Origin of the sequence: Inquilinus sp. (assembly GCF_039594555.1) — a bacterium.
Lineage (GTDB): Bacteria > Pseudomonadota > Alphaproteobacteria > DSM-16000 > Inquilinaceae > Inquilinus.
Map to the genome: position 1 here is coordinate 1 of NZ_JBCNNF010000097.1, position 18,872 is coordinate 18,872.

At 70.2% G+C, this 18,872-nt stretch carries 15 protein-coding genes; 9 read left to right on the top strand and 6 right to left on the bottom strand.

Annotated features, from left to right (window positions below):
• Nucleotides 1-317 precede the first annotated feature (317 nt).
• Nucleotides 318-2,048, top strand: coding sequence for a calcium-binding protein (locus ABDW35_RS12830; RefSeq protein ID WP_343714259.1), 1,731 nt, complete (start codon nucleotides 318-320; stop codon nucleotides 2,046-2,048).
• Nucleotides 2,049-2,240: 192 nt separating this feature from the next.
• Nucleotides 2,241-5,207: a hypothetical protein gene (locus ABDW35_RS12835; RefSeq protein WP_343714260.1), complete on the top strand. Its 2,967-nt coding sequence runs from the start codon at nucleotides 2,241-2,243 to the stop codon at nucleotides 5,205-5,207.
• A gap of 123 nt (nucleotides 5,208-5,330) precedes the next feature.
• Here ABDW35_RS12835 and ABDW35_RS12840 read toward each other — a convergent pair whose 3' ends face one another.
• On the bottom strand, nucleotides 5,331-6,245 hold the full coding sequence (locus ABDW35_RS12840; RefSeq protein ID WP_343714261.1) for a LysR family transcriptional regulator: 915 nt from the start codon (nucleotides 6,243-6,245) through the stop codon (nucleotides 5,331-5,333).
• Nucleotides 6,246-6,400: 155 nt separating this feature from the next.
• Here ABDW35_RS12840 and ABDW35_RS12845 point away from each other — a divergent pair, with 155 nt between their 5' ends.
• Entirely contained in the window at nucleotides 6,401-7,945 is a 1,545-nt protein-coding gene (locus ABDW35_RS12845) for an MFS transporter (protein WP_343714262.1), read from the top strand.
• A gap of 156 nt (nucleotides 7,946-8,101) precedes the next feature.
• Here the strand turns inward: ABDW35_RS12845 and ABDW35_RS12850 are convergent, their stop codons facing one another.
• Nucleotides 8,102-8,269, bottom strand: coding sequence for a YqaE/Pmp3 family membrane protein (locus ABDW35_RS12850; RefSeq protein WP_343714263.1), 168 nt, complete (start codon nucleotides 8,267-8,269; stop codon nucleotides 8,102-8,104).
• A gap of 190 nt (nucleotides 8,270-8,459) precedes the next feature.
• On the opposite strand from ABDW35_RS12850, the gene ABDW35_RS12855 reads away from it, so the two are divergent.
• The 6 genes from ABDW35_RS12855 (at nucleotide 8,460) to ABDW35_RS12880 (ending at nucleotide 14,666) form a co-directional block, all read left to right on the top strand.
• Nucleotides 8,460-9,242: a transporter substrate-binding domain-containing protein gene (locus ABDW35_RS12855; protein ID WP_343714264.1), complete on the top strand. Its 783-nt coding sequence runs from the start codon at nucleotides 8,460-8,462 to the stop codon at nucleotides 9,240-9,242.
• Nucleotides 9,243-9,249: 7 nt separating this feature from the next.
• A complete protein-coding gene (locus ABDW35_RS12860; RefSeq protein ID WP_343714265.1) occupies nucleotides 9,250-9,918 on the top strand; it encodes an amino acid ABC transporter permease in 669 nt (222 codons plus the stop codon).
• On the top strand, nucleotides 9,915-10,568 hold the full coding sequence (locus ABDW35_RS12865) for an amino acid ABC transporter permease (protein WP_343714266.1): 654 nt from the start codon (nucleotides 9,915-9,917) through the stop codon (nucleotides 10,566-10,568). The genes ABDW35_RS12860 and ABDW35_RS12865 overlap by 4 nt, the downstream gene beginning before the upstream one ends.
• Nucleotides 10,569-10,644: 76 nt before the next feature.
• Nucleotides 10,645-12,750 (top strand): mechanosensitive ion channel family protein, encoded by a 2,106-nt coding sequence (locus ABDW35_RS12870; RefSeq protein ID WP_343714267.1) that lies wholly within the window; start codon nucleotides 10,645-10,647, stop codon nucleotides 12,748-12,750.
• A gap of 87 nt (nucleotides 12,751-12,837) precedes the next feature.
• Complete coding sequence (locus ABDW35_RS12875) at nucleotides 12,838-13,431, top strand: helix-turn-helix domain-containing protein (protein WP_343714268.1); 594 nt, start codon at nucleotides 12,838-12,840, stop codon at nucleotides 13,429-13,431.
• A gap of 2 nt (nucleotides 13,432-13,433) precedes the next feature.
• On the top strand, nucleotides 13,434-14,666 hold the full coding sequence (locus tag ABDW35_RS12880) for a glycosyltransferase (RefSeq protein WP_343714269.1): 1,233 nt from the start codon (nucleotides 13,434-13,436) through the stop codon (nucleotides 14,664-14,666).
• 36 nt (nucleotides 14,667-14,702) lie between these two features.
• On the opposite strand, the gene ABDW35_RS12885 is transcribed toward ABDW35_RS12880, so the two are convergent.
• The 4 genes from ABDW35_RS12885 to ABDW35_RS12900 form a co-directional block, all read right to left on the bottom strand.
• Nucleotides 14,703-15,605: a hypothetical protein gene (locus ABDW35_RS12885; RefSeq protein WP_343714270.1), complete on the bottom strand. Its 903-nt coding sequence runs from the start codon at nucleotides 15,603-15,605 to the stop codon at nucleotides 14,703-14,705.
• Between the two features lie 360 nt (nucleotides 15,606-15,965).
• The gene (locus ABDW35_RS12890) at nucleotides 15,966-16,940 is read right to left on the bottom strand and encodes a substrate-binding domain-containing protein (RefSeq protein ID WP_343714271.1); all 975 of its coding nucleotides are present in this window, start codon (nucleotides 16,938-16,940) and stop codon (nucleotides 15,966-15,968) included.
• A complete protein-coding gene (locus ABDW35_RS12895) occupies nucleotides 16,937-18,253 on the bottom strand; it encodes an ABC transporter permease (protein ID WP_343714272.1) in 1,317 nt (438 codons plus the stop codon). The genes ABDW35_RS12890 and ABDW35_RS12895 overlap by 4 nt, the downstream gene beginning before the upstream one ends.
• Nucleotides 18,250-18,872, bottom strand: a 623-nt coding sequence (locus tag ABDW35_RS12900) for an ATP-binding cassette domain-containing protein (protein WP_343714273.1), incomplete at its 5' end; no start/stop codon positions are given. The genes ABDW35_RS12895 and ABDW35_RS12900, both read right to left, overlap by 4 nt.

Genomic DNA, 18,872 nt, shown 5'->3' on the forward strand with positions numbered 1-18,872 from the left:
TACGATCACCCGGGCGCCCTGCGCGGCGAGCCGCGGCGCCACCTCGTCATAGCTGCGGATGTCGTAGGGAAACCCGTGCAGCAGCACCGCCGGCCAGCCGGACGGGTCGCCGCTCTCCTCATAGGCGACGTCCAGCACCCCGGCCTCGATCCGCTTCAGCATGGCCGCGACTCCTTCATTCGACTCCGCTGATTGGAGCACATCCGCCCGCCCGGGTGACCCCGGTAACACGCAGCGTCCCCCGTCGCCCGGCATCTTGTCCCGGCGAGACAAGCAACGGCGGCCGCCGGCCGCCCTGACGAAGGGGAAACGACACCATGGCCACCATCAACGGCACCAACGGCGCCGACCATATCGAGGGCTCGGACGGCATCGACATCATCAACGCCCTCGGCGGCAACGACGTCGTCAACGGCAACAAGGGCGACGACATCGCCAATCTCGGCGACGGCGACGACGAGTTCGGCTGGGTCCCGGGCGACGGCAGCGACACGGTCGACGGCGGCGCCGGCCTCGACACCCTCGATTTCGACGGCGCCAATGCCGACGAGAACATCCAGATCTTCGCCAATGCCGGCAAGGCGATCTTCTTCCGCGATGTCGCCTCGGTCCAGATGACGCTGACCAATGTCGAGACCATCGAGTTCGAGGCGCTCGGCGGGTCGGACCTGGTCACCGTCAACAGCCTGGCCGGCACCGCGGTCAAGCAGGTCGAGATCGACCTGGCCGGCGTGCATGACGGCACCACGGGCGACGGCGTGGAGGACACGGTGGTCGTCAACGGCGCCGGCCCCACCGCGGGCGTCGCCGCCAACGACGTGATCAAGCTGTCGCTGACCGGCACCGGCGCGGACGCGACCGTTCATGTGGCCGGGCTGGCGGCGGAGACGACGATCAGCCATTTCGATGCGGGCGACCATCTGACCGTCAACGGGCTGGGCGGCAACGACCGGATCGACGCCGGCCTGCTGCCATCGTCGATGACGCTGACCCTCGATGGCGGCGAGGGCAATGACGCGCTGATCGGAAGCGCCGGGGCGGATCTGCTGCTCGGCGGCGCCGGCAACGATCTCGTGGTCGGCGGCAAGGGCGACGACGTCGCTCTCCTCGGCGCCGGGGACGACACCTTCGCCTGGGCGCCGGGCGACGGCAGCGATACCATCGAGGGCGGCCTCGGCATCGATACCATGGCCTTCCTGGGGGCGGCCGCGAACGAGACGATCGACATCTCGGCCAATCACGGGCGGACGACCTTCTTCCGCGACGTCGCCGCCGTGAACATGGATATGAACGATGTCGAGCGCATCCAGTTCAGCGCGCTGGGCGGCACCGACAAGGTCACGATCCACGACCTGACCGGGACCGACACCACCCGCATCGACATCGACCTGGCCGCGACGGCGGGCGGGACGACCGGCGACGGCGCGATCGATTCGGTGGCGGTCGAGGGCACGGCGGGAACCGACAAGATCTCGGTCTCCTCCCCCGCCGGAGCGATCGTCGTCGGCGGCCTGCAGGCGACGGTCGTGGTGCACAGCACGGAAGCGGGCGACGTGCTGACGATCGATGCCGGCGCCGGCGACGACGTGATCCACGCCGGCGCGGTCGCGGCCGGGCGGGTCAGTCTGGTCGAGCTGGGTGGGGCCGGCACCGACAAGCTCGTCGGTGGCGCCGCGGCCGACGTCCTGAACGGCGGGGCCGGTACCGACGCGATGACCGGCGGGGGCGGGGCGGACCGGTTCGTCTTCTCCTCGGCGGCGGACAGCGTGGTCGGCGGCGGCGCCGACCAGATCCTCGATTTCAGCCACGCCCAGGGCGACAGGATCGACCTGTCGGCGATCGACGCCAATGCGGGCGTGGCGGGGGATCAGGCCTTCACCTTCATCGGCTCCGGCGGCTACACCCATCACGCTGGCGAGCTGCGCTTCGCCTTCACCTCGCCGACCACCACCACGATCGCCGGCGACATCAACGGGGACGGCGTTTCCGACTTCCACATCGCGCTGATCGGCAACATCACGCTGACCGCCGCGGATTTCGTGCTGTAACCCGCGGGATCGGGCGTCCGGGCCGAACCCCGGGCGCCTGGCCGCGCCCCTCTCGGGGCATTCGACTCGAATGCATGCTATATTGAAGCGACGCCCGGCCCATGGTTTCCGTCGGCGCCGCGATATCGGTAACCGCGATTGATCGGAAGGGTGGTCCTGCGGCCCACTGCTTCCGGATGGGGATTTCAGATCATGTCCGTCTTCACCGGCACCGATGCCGCAGAAACCATCACCCCCACCTTCGTGTCGCCCACCGTGACGGCCTCCGGCCAGCCGCGGCCCTCGGACGAGGCCGATGTGATCTCCTCCGGCGGCGGCAACGACATCGTTGCGGGCGGCCGCGGCAACGACACGGCCCTTCTGGGCACGGGGGACGACACCTTCCTATGGTCCCCCGGCGACGGCAGCGATGTGGTCGAAGGCCAGGCCGGCACCGATACGCTCGACTTCGCCGGCGCGAATATCAGCGAGGTCATCAACATCTCGGCCAATGGCGGGCGGGTGCTGTTCACGCGCGACGTCGCCTCGATCGTCCAGGACCTGAACGGCATCGAGCGGATCGAATTCCACGCTCTGGGCGGGGCCGACCGGGTCACCGTCAACGACCAGACCGGCACCGGCCTGGCCCGGGTGACGGTCGATCTGGAAGGCGTGCTGAGCGGCGGGGCCGGCGACGGCCAGGCGGATGTGGTGACCGCCAACGGCTCCGCCGCCGGCGAGACCGTGACCCTGAGCCTGTCCGGCACGGCGGTGGTGGCGACCGGCCTCGCGGCGCAACTCTTGGTCGATCACGCCGAGACCATCGACCAGGTCGTGATCAACGGCCTGGACGGCAACGACCGGATCGACGCCCGGCTGCTGGCGACGGCACCGGTGCTGCTGACCTTCGACGGCGGCGCGGGCAACGACATGCTCTTCGGCGGCGCAGGGGCCGATGTTCTGCTCGGCGGCGATGGCGACGACATCGTGGTTGGCGGCCGCGGCAACGACGTCGCCCTCCTCGGCGCCGGCAACGACACCTTCGCCTGGGTGCCGGGCGATGGCAGTGACACCATCGAGGGCCAGGCCGGCACGGACGATCTGAGCTTTGTCGGGTCGGCCGCCAGCGAGACCTTCAACATCGCGGCCAATGGCGGGCGGGTCCTGTTCGCCCGCGACGTCGGCTCCGTCACTCTCGATCTGAACGATGTCGAGCGCATCCAGCTCAAGGCGCTGGGCGGCGCCGACACGGTCGCGGTGCATGACCTGACCGGCACCGGCATCACCCGGGTCGGCATCGACCTGGCGGGGACCGATCCGGCAGCCGGCGACGGCGCCGCCGATACGGTGGCCGTGGACGGCACCGCCGGGAATGACGTGGTCACCCTGGCCGCGTCGACCGCCGTCGTCGCCGTCAACGGGCTGCCGGCCTCGGTCTCGATCCAGCATGCCGATGCGGCGCTGGACCGGCTGACCATCCAGGCGCAGGCCGGCGACGACGTGATCGACGCCTCGGCGCTGCCGGCCGGGCGGATCGGCTTGACCCTGCTCGGCGGCGCCGGCGCCGACGTGGTCTTCGGCAGCGCCGGTGCCGACATCGTGCGGGGCGGCACTGGCAACGACACGGCCCTGCTGGGGGCGGGGGACGACGTGTTCGGCTGGTCGCCGGGCGATGGCAGCGACATCGTCGAAGGCCAGGCCGGCACCGACACGCTCGATTTCGCCGGCGCGAACATCAGCGAGACCATCGCCATCTCGGCCAATGGCGGACGGGCGCTGTTCACCCGTGACGTCGCCAGCATCGTCATGGACCTCAACGATGTCGAGCGCGTCGAATTCCATGCCCTGGGCGGCGCCGACCGCATCACCGTTAACGACCTGACCGGCACCGATGTAACCCGGGTGACGGTGGATCTGGAGGGCGTGCAGGGCTTCGGCACCGGCGACGGCCAGGCGGATGTGGCGACCGCGAACGGCTCGGCGGGCGGCAACACCGTGACGCTGATCCAGTCCGGCACCGCGGTGGTGGCGACGGGCCTGGCGGCCCAACTGGTGGTCGACCATGCCGAAGCCATCGACAGCATCGTGATCAACGGCCTGGACGGCAACGACCGGATCGACGCCCGGCCGCTGGCGACGGCATCGATGGCCCTGACCTTCGATGGCGGCACCGGCAACGACGTGCTCTTCGGCGGCGCCGGGGCCGACCTGCTGCTGGGCGGCGATGGCGACGATCTGGTGGTCGGCGGCCGCGGCAACGATGTCGCCTTGCTGGGCGCCGGCAATGATACCTTCGCCTGGGCCCCGGGCGACGGCAGCGACACGGTCGAGGGCCAGGCCGGCACCGACGATCTGAGCTTCGTCGGGTCTGCCGCCAACGAGATCTTCGGCATCGCGGCCAATGGCGGACGGGTCCTGTTCGCCCGTGACGTCGGCTCCGTCACTCTGGATATGAACGACATCGAGCGTATCCAGATCAAGGTGCTGGGCGGCGCCGACACGGTCGCGGTGCACGACCTGACGGGCACCGACATCACCCGCGTCGGCATCGATCTCGCCGGCACCATCCCGACGGCTGGCGACGGTGCGGCCGATGCGGTGACCGTGGACGGCACCGCTGGCGCCGACACGGTCTCGCTCTCCTCCTCGGGCACGGATGTCGGCATCGGCGGGCTGGCCGCAACGGTTGTGGTCCAGCACACCGAAACGATCGACCGCCTGACGATCGGCACCGGCGACGGCAACGACCTGGTCAATGCCGCGGCGGTGGCGGCCGGGCGGATCGGCCTCACCCTCTCCGGCGGGGCCGGCGACGACCGGCTGATCGGCAGCGCCGGCATCGACACCTTCATCGGCGGCGCCGGGGCGGACCGCTTCGGCCTCGCCGCCGCCGGGCACAGCGCGGTCGGGGCCAATGCCGACCGGATCGCCGATTTCAACCGGGCCGAGGGTGACCGGATCGACTTGGCGGCGGTCGACGCCAACACCCTGGCCGCCGGCAACCAGGCCTTCACCTTCATCGGCACCGGGCTCTACACCGGCGTGGCCGGCCAACTGCGCTTCGCCTTCAACGGCCCCGACACCACCATCGCCGGCGACGTCAACGGCGACCGCGTCACCGACTTCCACATCGTGCTCACCGGCGATATCGCCCTGGTCGCGGCCGATTTCATGCTGTAGCCCGAAGGCACCGGCTCGGAGACCGCCTGGAAATGCGCTGGTGTGAGTCGGCTGGCAGTGGTTTCGAGAACCGGAGCGCAGCGCACATCTGGTGCGTGAGCACCGGAAGCTTCGAGTCCGCCGTCAGACGGCCGCACCAGTAGCATTTCCGGACGGGATCAGCCGGGTGCACAGGAAGTCGACGAACACCCGCACCTTCGGCGACAGCTGCCGGCTGGACGGCCACAGCGCCCAGAACATGCCGGGCGGGGGCTGATAGTCGTCCAGCACGGTCTGCAGGCTGCCAGCCTCCAGCGCCTCTGCGACGACGAAATCCGCCGTGTACAGCAGGCCGAGACCGCGGATCGCCGCGGCCAGCAGCGCGTCGGTGCTGTTGGCGACCAGGGTCGCCGGCGTGCGCCAGGGCGGTGTTCCCGGCTCGGCCCGCAACGCCCACTCCATCATCGTGCCGCTGGTCGGGAACTTGTAGCGCAGGCAGGCATGATGCTCGAGGTCGGCCGGCCGCTGCGGCGCGCCGTGCCGGGCGAGATAGTCGGGTGAGCCGACGACACGGAAGCGGAACGGCCCGACGCGCCGCGACATCAGGCGGGAATCGCCCAGCGCGCCGCTGCGCATCACCACGTCCAGCCCAGCCTCGATCACGTCGACGATGCGGTCGTTGAAGTCGAGATCCAGCTCGATCTCGGGATACAGCCGCGCGAATTCCGGCAGCAGCGGCACCATCAGCCGGTGCGTCGCCAGCGGCATGCTGACCCGCAGCCGGCCGCGCGGCGCATCCAGGGCGCGCTGCAACTCCGCCTCCGCATCGGCGACGTCGCCGAGGATCCGCTGGCAGCGCTCATAGAACAGCGCGCCCTCGGCGGTCAGGCTGATCCGCCGGGTGCTGCGCTGGAGCAGCCGGGCGCCCAGCCGCTCCTCCAGCTTCGCCACCGCCTTGCCCACCGCCGAGGCGGTAAGACCGAGCTCGCGGCCGGCGGCGACGAAGCTGCGCGTCTCGGCGGCGCGGACGAAGGCGGCGAGGCCGTTCAGATTGTCCATGGCAGCATCATTGCAGAATGATTTTCCGGACAGAGCGGAATTTCTGCCGATTGGCCCAACATTACGGCGGGATTATCTCTGATGGAAGCCGCCGGTCAAGGCGGCCTCCCGTCACCAACGAGTCGCCCATGCCTCGGACCTCCGATTCCGCGGCCATGGCACCCGCGCCCTCCGCCGGCCCCAGCCGGACGGAGAGCCTGCTGGTGCTGGCCGCCGTGTGCCTGTCGCTGCTGGCCCTGCCGTTCAACTTCACCGGCCCGGCCGTGGCCATGCCGGCGATCGCCCGGTCGCTGGGCGGCGACCCGATCGCGATGAACTGGATCACCAACGCCTTCATGCTGTGCTTCGGCAGCACGCTGATGATTGCCGGCGCCCTGGCCGACAGCTTCGGCCGCAAGCGGCTGTTCCTGATCGGCCAGCTGGTGTTCCTGGCCTCCTCCCTGGCCCTGGCCGTGGTGCGCGACCTGCTGTGGCTCGACCTGCTGCGCGCGGCGCAGGGCGCGGCCGGGGCCGCCGCCTTCTCCGCCGGCCTCGCCGCCCTGGCGCAGGAGTTCGACGGGGCGGCCCGCACCCGCGCCTTCAGCCTGATCGGCACCACCTTCGGCATCGGCCTGGCCTTCGGCCCTCTGCTGTCCGGCTGGCTGGTCGAGGCCGCGGGCTGGCAGGCGATCTTCCTCGGCACCGCGCTGCTGGCTGCTATCGCCTTCGCCGCCGGCTGGCGCTTCATGCGCGAATCCCGCGACCCGGGCGCCGTCGGCCTCGACTGGCCGGGCGCCGCCAGCTTCACCGCCGCCCTGTCGCTGCTGACCTACGCCGTGCTGCTGGCGCCGGAGCAGGGCTGGGGCAGCCCCTGGGTGATCGGCCTGCTGGCCGGCGCCGTGGCGCTGGGCGCCGGCTTCGTCGCGATCGAGACGCGGGTGGCGCGGCCGATGCTGGACCTGTCGCTGTTCCGCTTCCCGCGCTTCGTCGGCGTCCAGCTGCTGGCCGCGGCCCCGGCCTATTCCTTCGTCGTGCTGCTGATCCTGCTGCCGCTGCGCTTCGTCGGCATCGAGGGCTGGGGCGGGCTGGGCGCCGGCTGGATGATGATGGCGCTGTGCGGCCCGATGCTGGTGGTGCCGATGCTGGCGGCGCTGCTGACCCGCTGGGTCTCCGCCGGCGCCCTGTGCGGCGCCGGGCTGCTGGTCGCCGCCGCCGGGCTGGTCTGGCTGGCCCAGGTGCCGCCGGGCCTCCCCGGCGCGGCGATGGTGCCGGCGCTCTTCGTCATCGGCCTCGGCATCAGCCTGCCCTGGGGGCTGATGGACGCGCTGGCGGTCAGCGTCGTGCCGAAGGAGCGTGCGGGCATGGCCGCCGGCATCTTCAGCACCACGCGGGTGGCGGGGGAAGGCATCGCGCTCGCCGTGGTCGGCGCCATCCTGGCCGGGCTGTCGCGGTCCGGGTTGGGATCCATCCTCGGCCCGGCCGATCCGGCGGCGCTGACCCTGGCCTCGCAGCGCCTGGCGATGGGCGATCTGGCGCAGGCCGCGGCGGCGCTGCCGCAGGCTGGTCCGGCGCTGCTGGTCCGGGCCTATGGCGACGCCTTCCACGGCCTGTGCTTCGTCCTGGCCGCGATCACCGTGGTCACCGCCGCCGTGGTGTTCGGCTTCCTGTCGCGCCCGGCCCGGGCCGAGCCGGCGCTGCAGCCGGCTGAGGCGGCGGAGTGATCCAGCGGCGTCAGAGACCGTTTGGAAATGCGCTGGCGTGAGTCGGCTGGCGGTGGCGTCGAGACCCGGCGCGCAGCGGACGTTAAAGTCCGTGAGCACCGGAAGCGGAGACGCCGCCGTCAGACGGCCGCGCCAGTAGCATTTGCAGACGGTCTCTCAATGGGGTGGGTGGATCGAGAGGATATAGAGGGCGTGGATGATGCCGGGGATCCAGCCCAGGATGGTCAGGATGATGTTCAGCCGCAGCTCGTCCCCCGCGCCGATGTCGAGATAGACGGCCAGCGGCGGGCACAGGAAGGCGAGGATGAAGAGGAGCGTGGTCAATGACCGGCCTCGGTTGTGGATCCCGTCTCTGCCTAGCGCCCCCGGCCGGCCGGGACAATGCCGGGGGCGTAACGATTTGTTGCCGTCTGTTGCACCGGCCCTGTGGCATGCCGCTTGCTGATCCCGTCCCGACGGCGCGGCGGTCGCGCCGCTTGGCATGGGGCACGGGATGGCGTTGCGGAACTGGGGAATGGGGCTGCTCTGCGGCCTGGCGGTCGCGATCGGGCTGGCCGGCGCGGTGCGGCCGGCGGCGGCCGAGGCGCTGGACGACGTGCTGGCGGCCAAGGTGATCCGCATCGCCGTGCCGCAGGATTTCCCGCCCTTCGGCTCGGCCGGTCCCGACCTGCAGCCGCAGGGCTACGACATCGACATGGCCAATCTGATTGCCCAGGATTTGGGCGTGGCAGTCGAGCTGGTGCCCGTGACCAGTGCAAACCGGCTGCCCTATCTGCAGACCCACAAGGTCGACCTGATCATCTCCAGCCTCGGCAAGAACGCGGAGCGTGAGAAGGTGATCGACTTCACCAGCGCTTATGCGCCGTTCTTCTCCGGCGTGTTCGGCCCGGCCGACTCCACCGTGGCCAAGGCCGAGGACCTGGCGGGCAAGACCGTCGGCGTCACCCGCGGCGCGCTGGAGGACCTGGCGATCTCCAAGATCGCGCCGGCCGATGCCGATATCGAGCGGTTCGAGGACAACAACACCACCATCGCCGCCTTCCTGTCAGGCCAGACCGAGCTGATCGCCACCGGCAATGTCGTCGCCGCCGCAATCCTGGCGCGCGACCCGGCGGTGCGGCCGGAACCGAAATTCATCCTCAGCCAGTCGCCCTGCTTCATCGGCCTGAACAAGGGCGAGTCGAAGCTGCTGGCCAGGGTCAACGCCATCATCGCCGCGGCGAAGCAGGACGGCCGGCTGGACGCGATCAGCAAGAAGTGGCTCGGCGCGGCGCTGCCGGGCGACCTGCCGGTCTGACCCGGGCTTGACCTTCCGCTTCGCCGACCTGCTCGGCTATGGCGGGCTGATCCTGCAGGGGATCGGCCTGACCATCCTGCTCACGCTCATCGCCATCGCCGGCGGGCTGGCGCTGGGCGTGCTCGGCGCACTCGGCCGCCGCTCGGGCCGGCTGCCGGTGCGGTTCGTGGTCGGCGCCTATGTCGAGCTGATCCGCAACACGCCCTTCATCATCCAGCTGTTCTTCGTGTTCTTCGGCCTGCCGCGGCTGGGGGTCAAGCTCGGCAGCATCGAGGCGGCGCTGCTGGCGATGATCGTCAATCTCGGCGGCTACGCCACCGAGATCGTGCGCGCCGGCCTCGACGGCGTCGGCCGCGGGCTGTGGGAGGCCGGGGCCAGCCTGGGCCTGTCGCGCTGGCGCACCTTCCGGCTGGTGGTGCTGATCCCGGCGCTGGAGAAGGTGTATCCGTCCCTCACCGGCCAGTTCGTCATCATCATGCTCGGGTCCTCGGTGGTGTCGCAGATCGCGGTGCGCGACCTGGCCTTCGCCGGCAGCTTCATCCAGTCCCGCACCTTCCTCAGCTTCGAGACCTATCTCGTGGTCGGGGCGATCTACCTCGTCCTCGCCATCGTCCTGCGCCGGCTGTCGGACCGGGTCGGCCGCCGGTTGTTCCGCCACCGGCAGGGGATCGCATGACCGGCTTCACCACCTGGGACATCCTGCGCAACCTGCTGCTGGCGGCGCGCTGGACCGTGGCGCTGAGCCTGATCGCCTTCCTCGGCGGCTTCCTGCTCGGCGCCGGCCTGCTGCTGCTGCGCCTGTCCGGCCGGCGCTGGGCCCGGCGGGCAACCGGACTCTACGTCCAGCTGTTCCAGGGCACGCCGCTCCTGATCCAGCTGTTCCTGTGCTTCTTCGGCCTGGCGCTGGTCGGGCTGGACCTGCCGCCGCTGGCCGCCGCGGCGGTGGCGCTGACCCTGTACGCCGCCGCCTTCCTGTCCGAGATCTGGCGCGGCGCGGTCGAAAGCGTGCCGCGCGGCCAGTGGGAGGCGGCGCGGGCCCTGGCCCTGACCTGGCCGCAGCAGCTGCGGCTGGTGATCCTGCCGCAGGCGCTGCGCGTCGCCATCGCGCCCACCGTCGGCTTCCTGGTGCAGGTGGTGAAGGGCACGGCGCTGGCCTCGGTGATCGGCTTCGTCGAGCTGACCAAGGCCGGCACCATCATCGTCAACGCCACCTTCGACTCCGCCCGGACATACGGCTTCGTCGCGCTGTTCTACTTCGTCCTGTGCTATCCGATCGCCCTGGCGGCAACGGCGCTGGAGCGGCGCCTGGCTCGCGGCACGCGCTAGCGCGCCACCACGTGACGCCCGTTGCCACCGGCCGCGCGGCGCGACAGCATGCGCGCAGGGGGACGGGGAGGGGCGGATGCGCTGGCTCTGGGGTGTGATGATCGCGATGCTGGTCCTGGCCGGGGGAACGGCCTGGGCGCAGCAGGCCCCGCCGGCCGCGCCGGCGACGGTGGAGCAGCCTCCGCCGGCTTCCGTCCAGCAGCTGCTCGACCTGCTGCGCAATCCCGAGGTGCAGGCCTGGCTGGCGCAGAAGCAGGCGCAGCCGCCTGCGACGCCAGCCGCCGCGGCCCCGCCGCCCGGCATGGACGAGATCGACATGATGCGGATGCAGACCCGCAGCAAGCTGCACTGGTATGTCGAGACCCTGCGCGGCCTGCCGGGCATCCTGGCCGCGGTCGGCGCCCGGATCGGCGCGGCGCTGGCCGAACTCGGCGTGCTCGGCCTGGTCCTCGCGGTCGGCGGCTTCGTCGGCACCGGCATTCTGGCCGAATGGCTGTTCCGGCGCCTGACCGCCTCGATCCGCGGCCGGCTGATCCACACGCCGGGCGCCGGGGTCGGCGAGCATCTCGCCGTCTTCGCCGCCCGCCTGGTCTTCGCCGTTGGCGCGGTGGTCGCCTTCGCCGTCGGCAGCCTCGGCATCTTCCTGATCTTCACCTGGCCGCGCGGCTTCCAGCACCTGGTGCTGGCGCTGCTCGCCATCGTCCTGGTCGCCCGGCTGGCGCGGTCGGTGCTGCGGCTCGGCCTCGCCCCAGGCCGGCCGGATCTGCGCCTGGTCGCGGCGCCGGAAGCGGCGATCCCGGCCATCATGGGCTGGCTGATCGCGATCCCGACCGTGATGATCGGCGGCGTCTTCCTGGCCCGGCTGATGCGCCGGCTGGACGCGCCGGAGGATGCGGCGCTGCTGATCCGCGAGCTGACCTCCTTCGTGGTGCTGGCCCTGGTCGTCGCCTTCACCTGGGTCCGCCGGGCCTGGGCGGATGGCGAGGGCGTCAAGCACGATCTCGGGCGCTGGGTGGTGACGGCGGCGATGGCGGCGGCGGCGGTGCTGGTCGCGCTCGGCGCGGCCCGTGCCGCGATCACCATCTTCGTCCTGGCGCTGCTGCCCTGGGGCCTGCGCCAGATCCGCGAGGCGGCGCGGTCGGTGGCGTCGCCGGATTCGGTCGAGGGCAAGGACAGGCCGCTGGCGATGCTGGTGGAGCGCACGGCCCAGGCGCTGGTGATCCTCGGCGCGTTGGCCTTCCTGGCGCAGCGCTGGGGCGTCGATTCCATGCATGCGATGATGGCGGCGGAGGAGCCGGGGGCGATGGCGCTGCGCGCCGCCCTGCGCATCGTGCTGACGCTGATCGTGGTCGACCTGCTGTGGCATCTCGGCCGGGCGCTGATCGACCATCATCTCAGCCGCTCGACCACGTCGATGTCGGCGACCGACGCCACCCGGCAGGCGCGCCTACGCACCCTGTTGCCGCTGTTTCGCAACGCCTATTTCGTCACCCTGGCCACGGTGGCGGTGCTGGTGGTGCTGTCGTCGCTGGGCATCGATATCGGGCCGCTGCTGGCCGGCGCCGGCGTGATCGGCCTGGCCATCGGCTTCGGCGCCCAGACCCTGGTGAAGGACATCGTCTCCGGCGTGTTCTTCCTGCTCGAGGACGCGTTCCGGGTCGGCGAGTATGTCGAGATCGGCAGCCTCAAGGGCACGGTCGAGGCGATCTCGATCCGTTCGCTCAAGCTGCGCCACCAGCGCGGCGCGCTGCAGACCGTGCCGTTCGGCGAGGCCCGGGCGATGACCAATCTCAGCCGCGACTGGGTGGTGATGAAGCTGGAGTTCCGGGTGCCTTTCGACACCAATGTCGACCAGGTCAAGAAGATCGTGAAGAAAATCGGCGCCGAGATCGCCGCCGACCCGACGCTAGGCCCGCATCTGATCGACCCGCCCAAGTCGCAGGGCGTGCGCCGGTTCGAGGAGTTCAACATGGTGGTCGGCGTCAAGTTCATGGCCCGGCCGGGCGAGCAGTTCATGATCCGGCGCCAGCTGTACCAGCGCATCCTCGAGGAGTTCGACGCTGCCGGCATCCATCTGGCCCGGCGCGACGTGGTCGTGCGCAGCCATGACGGCGGCGAGGCCGACCCGGCGGTGGCCGCCGCCGCGATCGCCGCGACCGGTACCGGCCCCGCGCCGGGGTAGCGCGACGCCGAGAGGCCTGACCGGACAGCTTGACTATAAATGGACATTGTTCATTATTAGACGATGTCCATTTATGTGAGTGCAGTCATGACCGGTCCGGACCGGCTATCGCGGAAGCGGAAGCAGACGCGCGACCACATCGCCGCGACCGCCCATGCGCTGTTCGAGCGTCATGGATACGAGGCCGTCTCAATGGAGCAGATTGCGGCCGAGGCCGACGTGGCGCGGGGCACGCTGTACAATCACTTTCCGGTCAAGGAAGCAGTGCTGGCGCACTCGATGCATGCGGAACTGGGGCGCGATCTGGTGCCGCTCATGCACGGCGTGCTCTCGCGCACCGGCTTCGCTTCCCGCCTGGCCGAACTGTTCCAGGCGTCGGCCCGCTGGTGGGATGCTCACCGCCAGCTCGCCGCGCCCTATATCCGGTATCGCTTCCAGGGCGTCGGACGGGCGGAAGACGGAGAGGCTTCGTCCGACATGGTCGTCGCTTACGTGCGATTGATCACCGACGCACAGGACGCCGGCGAGATTCGACGCGACGCGCCGGCGGGGCAGTTCGCCCGCTACCTGCACTTTCTCTACCTGTGCGCGGTGATGACCTGGCTCGGCGACGCCGGGATATCGCTGGAGAAGGAACTCGCGCAGGCGCTCGATTTCTTCCTGGCGGGGGCGGCGGCATAGACATGAAGTTTCTCGTCGTGACTTACGGGACGGAGGGTGATGCCCGTCCCCTCGCGGCGCTATGCCGGGCGCTCATGGACGCCGGTCACGAATCCATGCTGATGGCCGACAACGCCACTCTCGGCACCGCCCTGGCCCTGGGCGTTCCAGCCGTCGCGCTCGCCGGCGATATACGGGGAACCCTGCGATCGGGCGACGCGATCTCCGCCGCCGTGGCCGGAGGACGCCGGGTCACCCACACCGTGAAAGCCCTGTCGCGCATCGCGAACACGAATGCCGAGGCCTGGATGCGGACGGTGGTCGACAGCGGGCGCGGGTGCGACGCGATCATCGTCTCAGGCCTTGCCGCCTTCATCGGGCTTTCGGCGGCGGAGCATCTCGGCGTGAAGGCGATCGGGGCCGGCCTCATCCCGATCTCGCCGACGGCCGCGTTCCCATCACCCTTCCTTCCGCCCGGGATCGTGCCCCGCTTCCTCCATCGGGCCAGTCATCACCTGGTCAATGCCATGCTGTGGCGGTCCTTCCGTGGCGCGACGAATGCTGCCCGCGCCGCCGTTGGCGGGCTGCCGCCCCGGCGGGAGCTATGGACCAGGCATCCCATGCTGTACGGCGTTTCGCCCAGCCTGCTGCCGCGCCCGCCGGACTGGCCGGCCAACGCGCTTATCTGCGGTCAATGGACCCTGCCTTCGCCGTGCTGGTCACCGTCGCCGCAGCTGCTCGACTTCCTCGCGGCCGGGGAACCGCCTCTTTATGTCGGTTTCGGCAGCATGCTCGGCTTCGATCGCGATGCGATCACCAGGGCGGTTATCGACGCGGTCGCCGGGCGCCGGGCCGTTTTCCATGCGGGGTGGAGCGGCATCGACGTCGCGCGTCTCCCGGCCAATTTCCTGGCGATCGGTGATACGCCGCACAGCTGGCTGTTCCCACGCATGTCCCTGGTGATCCACCATTGCGGCTCCGGGACGACGCATTCGGCGGCACGGGCCGGCGTGCCGTCCGTCCCTGTACCCTTCGCCGGCGACCAGTTCTTCTGGGCCGACCGCCTCACGCGGATCGGGGTGGCGCCGCCGGCCGTGCCTGGCAAGCAGCTCAGCGCCTCCCGATTGGCGCATGGCATCGCGTTCGCCGAGAGTGCGGAGGCAAGGCAGCGTGCGAAAGCGCTCGGCGAATCCATGGCAGCGGAGGACGGGTTGAAAATCGCCGTCGCCGGGGTCGAAGCGATCATGGCCACATGATCTGGCGGACGACCCTCGGCTCTGCGAATGCGGTGCTCACGCCCCCGGCACCATGATGTGCGGCGGCAGCGGCTCCAGCCCAGGCGCGCCGAGATAGCTGACCACCGGCTTCTTCGGGTCGTCCTTGCGGTACTCGCCATAGATCGCCCCGGCCCGGCACTGCCGGTCCATCGCCGGGGTCCGGCCGTCGCGGTTGATCCAAACCTTGGAACCGACGCGGGTGAAACGGATCAACGCCGAGGGGTTGTCCGGATCGGCGAGATAGAGCCGGTCGCTGCCGCCGATCGCCCCGTCGCGCAGGTCGGGCAGCGGAAAGCGGTCATGCAGGTCCTGGCGGACGCCGGTCAGCGCCAGCGCGCATTCCCGGCCGTTGTGGTCGAGGGTCAGGAAGACATTGACCTCGCCGACATACTGTGCCGGCAGCACATACATGGTCCAATAGGGGCTGTCGTAGCGGCCGCCCCATCGCGCCCCGTCGATCGCGGCCGTCAAGGTGCGCAGCATGCCGAACTGCCGCGACTGGATGCAGGCGATGTCGGCGCCGCACTGCTCGACCCAGCGGCGCACGGCCTTTCGCATGGCATCGGTCTCGGCCCCGCCGACCGCGGCCGGCCCGGCGATCTTCCAGCCCTGGATGCCGTCGAGCTGCCGGTCCAGCCACAGCGCGGTCGGCGACCCGCAGATCGCGCGCTGGGTCGGTGCCAGCCGATCCGACCGGCAGGCCGGCCCGGCGCCGACCTCGGCCACCGCATCGGGCGGCGACGGTTCGGGCATCGCCGCCACCCGGGGCATCGGCGGCGGCGTGACGCCCGGGATGACCGTGCCGGGATAGGGCACCTCGGTCAGCGGCCCTTCGGTGATCAGCGGCGCCCGGCTGCTGGGAACGTTGCCACAGGCGGCCAGAAGCAGGCACGCCACCAGGTAGAATTTGTGTTTCATGGCCGTTCGTCCTGCTCGTGTCGCGGACACCAGCGACGGCTGGGAAGATCCAGTCGGACCGGCTCTGAAATCCGTGGCCGGTGCGCCTCGATTTCGGTCAACACATCGTGTGTCAAATAATCCTAAGAATGGAATATTTAAGATAAGTCTAAATGTCGAGTTTGTCTTTGGGGAATTGCAATCAAAAATCAGATAAAGATTTACACTTCTTTTATCAATCACTTCCCGTGGCCAAACGGTATCCGTCATGGCGAGCCCCGCAGGGGCGTGGCCATCCGGGGCAACGACTCCTGGATGGCCACGGCGCTCTGCGCCTCGCCATGACGGAAAAGGCGGAAAGCCGGTCCCAAAGACCGCGGCTTACATCAGCCCGTTCTGCTTCAGGATCTCCGGCGCGTTCTCCTTGGTGATGGTCATGGTCGGCAGGACGATCGTCTTCTCGACCTTCTCGCCCTTCAGCAGCTTCACCGCCTGGCGCAGGCCCTCGGCGCCGGGGGTGGGGTAGAGGAAGGTCGCCGCCAGCTCGCCCTTGTTGACCCAGACCACGCCCTCGTTCGGCAGGCCGTCGACGCCGACGAACTTGATCTCCTTCTCCCGGCCCGCATCCTTGGCGGCGAGATAGGCGCCATAGGCCATCGGGTCGTTGTGGCCATAGACCAGGTCGATCTTCTCGAAGTTGCGCAGCGCCGTGGTCATGATGTCGTAGGCCAGGTTCTGCTTCCAGTCGGCCGACTGCTTGTCGAGCAGGAACTTCAGGCCCTTCTCCTGGTCGGCGACGGCGTGGAAGCCGTCCGACCGGTCATGCGCCGGCTGGGTGCCGAGGCCGCCCCAGATCTCGACGATGTTGCCCGCGGCCTTGCCTGGGCCGCCCAGCGTCTTGACCACGAAGTCGCCGACCGCCTTGCCGATGACGACGTTGTCGCCGCCGATGAACTGGGTGTAGCGCTTGGTATCGACGTTGCGGTCCAGCACGAAGACCGGGATCTTGGCGTCGATCGCCTTGTCCACCACCCCGGTCAGCCCGGCCGATTCCTTCGGCGAGATCAGCAGGGCATCGACCTCCTGCCGGATGAAGTTCTCGACATCGGCGACCTGCTTCTCGGTCTTGTCCTCGGCGTCGGCGATCAGCAGCTCCACCTCCGGGTGCTTCTCGGCCTCGGCCTTGATGTCCTTGTTGAACTGCACCCGCCACGGCTCCAGCGTCGTGGCCTGGGAGAAGCCGATCCGCCACTTCTTGTCGGCGGCGCGGGCCGGGGTCCAGCCGGCGGGCAGGTGCAGGGTGACGCCGGCGCCCAGCGCCAGCGCGGTCGATTTCAGAAGATCGCGACGGTTCATGGTTGCGTTCCTTCCCGATGGATCAGCGAGGATCCTTGTTGGCCCGTCGCCTCGATCCGGGCGGCGGGGTCCCGCCGGGCTGTGCGCGCCGTGCGGAACGGCGCCAGCAGATCGGCCAGGTTGCGCTCCTGCAGCAGCACGGTGACGATGATGATCGCCCCCTTGAACACCAGCTGCAGGTTGGAGTTGATGTTGTGGAGCTGCAGGATGTTCGACAGCAGCCCGAAGATCAGGACGCCGACCAGCGTGCCGGCCAGGGCGCCGCGGCCGCCCATCAGGCTGGTGCCGCCGATCACCACCGCGGCAATGGCGTCCAGCTCCAGCCCCGCCCCGGCATCCGGCTTGCCCTGGCGGTACTGGGCGACATAGAGGATGCCGGCCAGGGTCGCGAGCATGCCGGAGAAGGCATAGGCGGCGATCTTCACCCGGTCGACCGGGATGCCGGACAGGCGCGCCGCCTCCTCATTGCCGCCGATGGCGTAGACGTAGCGGCCGAACACGGTCAGGCGCAGCAGCACCGCGAAGATCGCGACCGCGGCCAGGAAGAACAGGCCGGGCACCGGCAGCACGCCCCACAGCATGCTGCGCAGCAGCTCGATATCCTCGGTGGCGTTGGTGCCGGCATAGACCGGCAGCACGGCGCTGTCCTGCCCCGCGGTCAGGCGCGACAGGCCCAGCATGCCGACCATCATCGCCAGGGTGACGATGAAGGGCTGCAGCCGGCCGGCGACGATGATGGCGCCGCTGACCGCGCCGACCATCAGCCCGGCGCAGGGCACCGCCACCAGCAGGGCCGGGACGCCGAATTTGGTGCCGACCTGCGGCACCAGCCAGGCGGCCACCAGCGCCGCCAGGGCCAGGCCGGCTGCGCCGGGGATCCAGCCGTCGCGCAGCGGGTCGCGAGTGTGCCGCCGGCGGGCGCCGACCGGCCCCTCGGTGTGGCGCAGCCCACGGCCGAGGAAGCGGACCAGCAGGAAGACGGCGAAGAAGGCGACCAGGATCGCCGCCGGCACGGCGACGCCGGCCGAGCTGGTCCAGCCATCCTGGGTCAGCAGCGTCGCGCTCAGCACCGTGCCGAAGGCCATCACCGACCCGACCGACAGGTCGATGCCGGCGATCAGGATCACCACGGTCATGCCGACGGCGACCAAGCCGGTGATCGACACCTGGCGCAGCACGTCGGTCAGGTTGCCATAGGACAGGAAAATGTTGCGGCCGCTGCCGCTGACCGGCGAGAAGGCGATGCCGATCAGCAGGATGACCAGCAGGCCCCAGTACAGCTTGGTGCGGGACAGCAGGCGCAGCACGGTCATGACAGGGCCTCGGACAGGATCGGGGCGGGACGGAGGGAACGGGGAGAGGCGAGCTCCATGATCGCCTCCTGGTCGGCCTCGGCGCGGGACAGCAGGCCGGTCTGCCGGCCCTCGCACATCACCAGGACGCGGTCGGCGAGCAGCAGCAGCTCCGGCAGCTCGGAGGAGACGAGGAGGATGGCGATGCCCTGATCGGCCAGGGCGAAGACCAGGTCGTAGATCTCCTTCTTGGCGCCGACATCGATGCCGCGGGTCGGCTCGTCCAGCAGCAGCACGCGCGGCGCGGTGGCCAGCCACTTGCCGATCACCACCTTCTGCTGATTGCCGCCGGACAGGCGCCCGGCCGGCTGCTGCGGCCCGGTGCAGCGCACGCCGAGGCGGCCGATGGTGCCGCGCGCCAGCTCCGCCTCCCGCCCGAAGCGGCGCAGGCCGAGCCGGGCGAGCATGGAGAGCGAGGGCAGGGCCAGGTTGTCGCGGATCGAGGCGCCGAGCAGCAGGCCGGTGACCTTGCGGTCCTCGGTCACCAGCGCCAGGCCGTGGCGCTTGGCCGTGGCCGGGCCGTCGATCGCCACCGCCTCGCCGTCGATCCGGATGGTGCCGCCGCGCCGGCCGCGGGCGG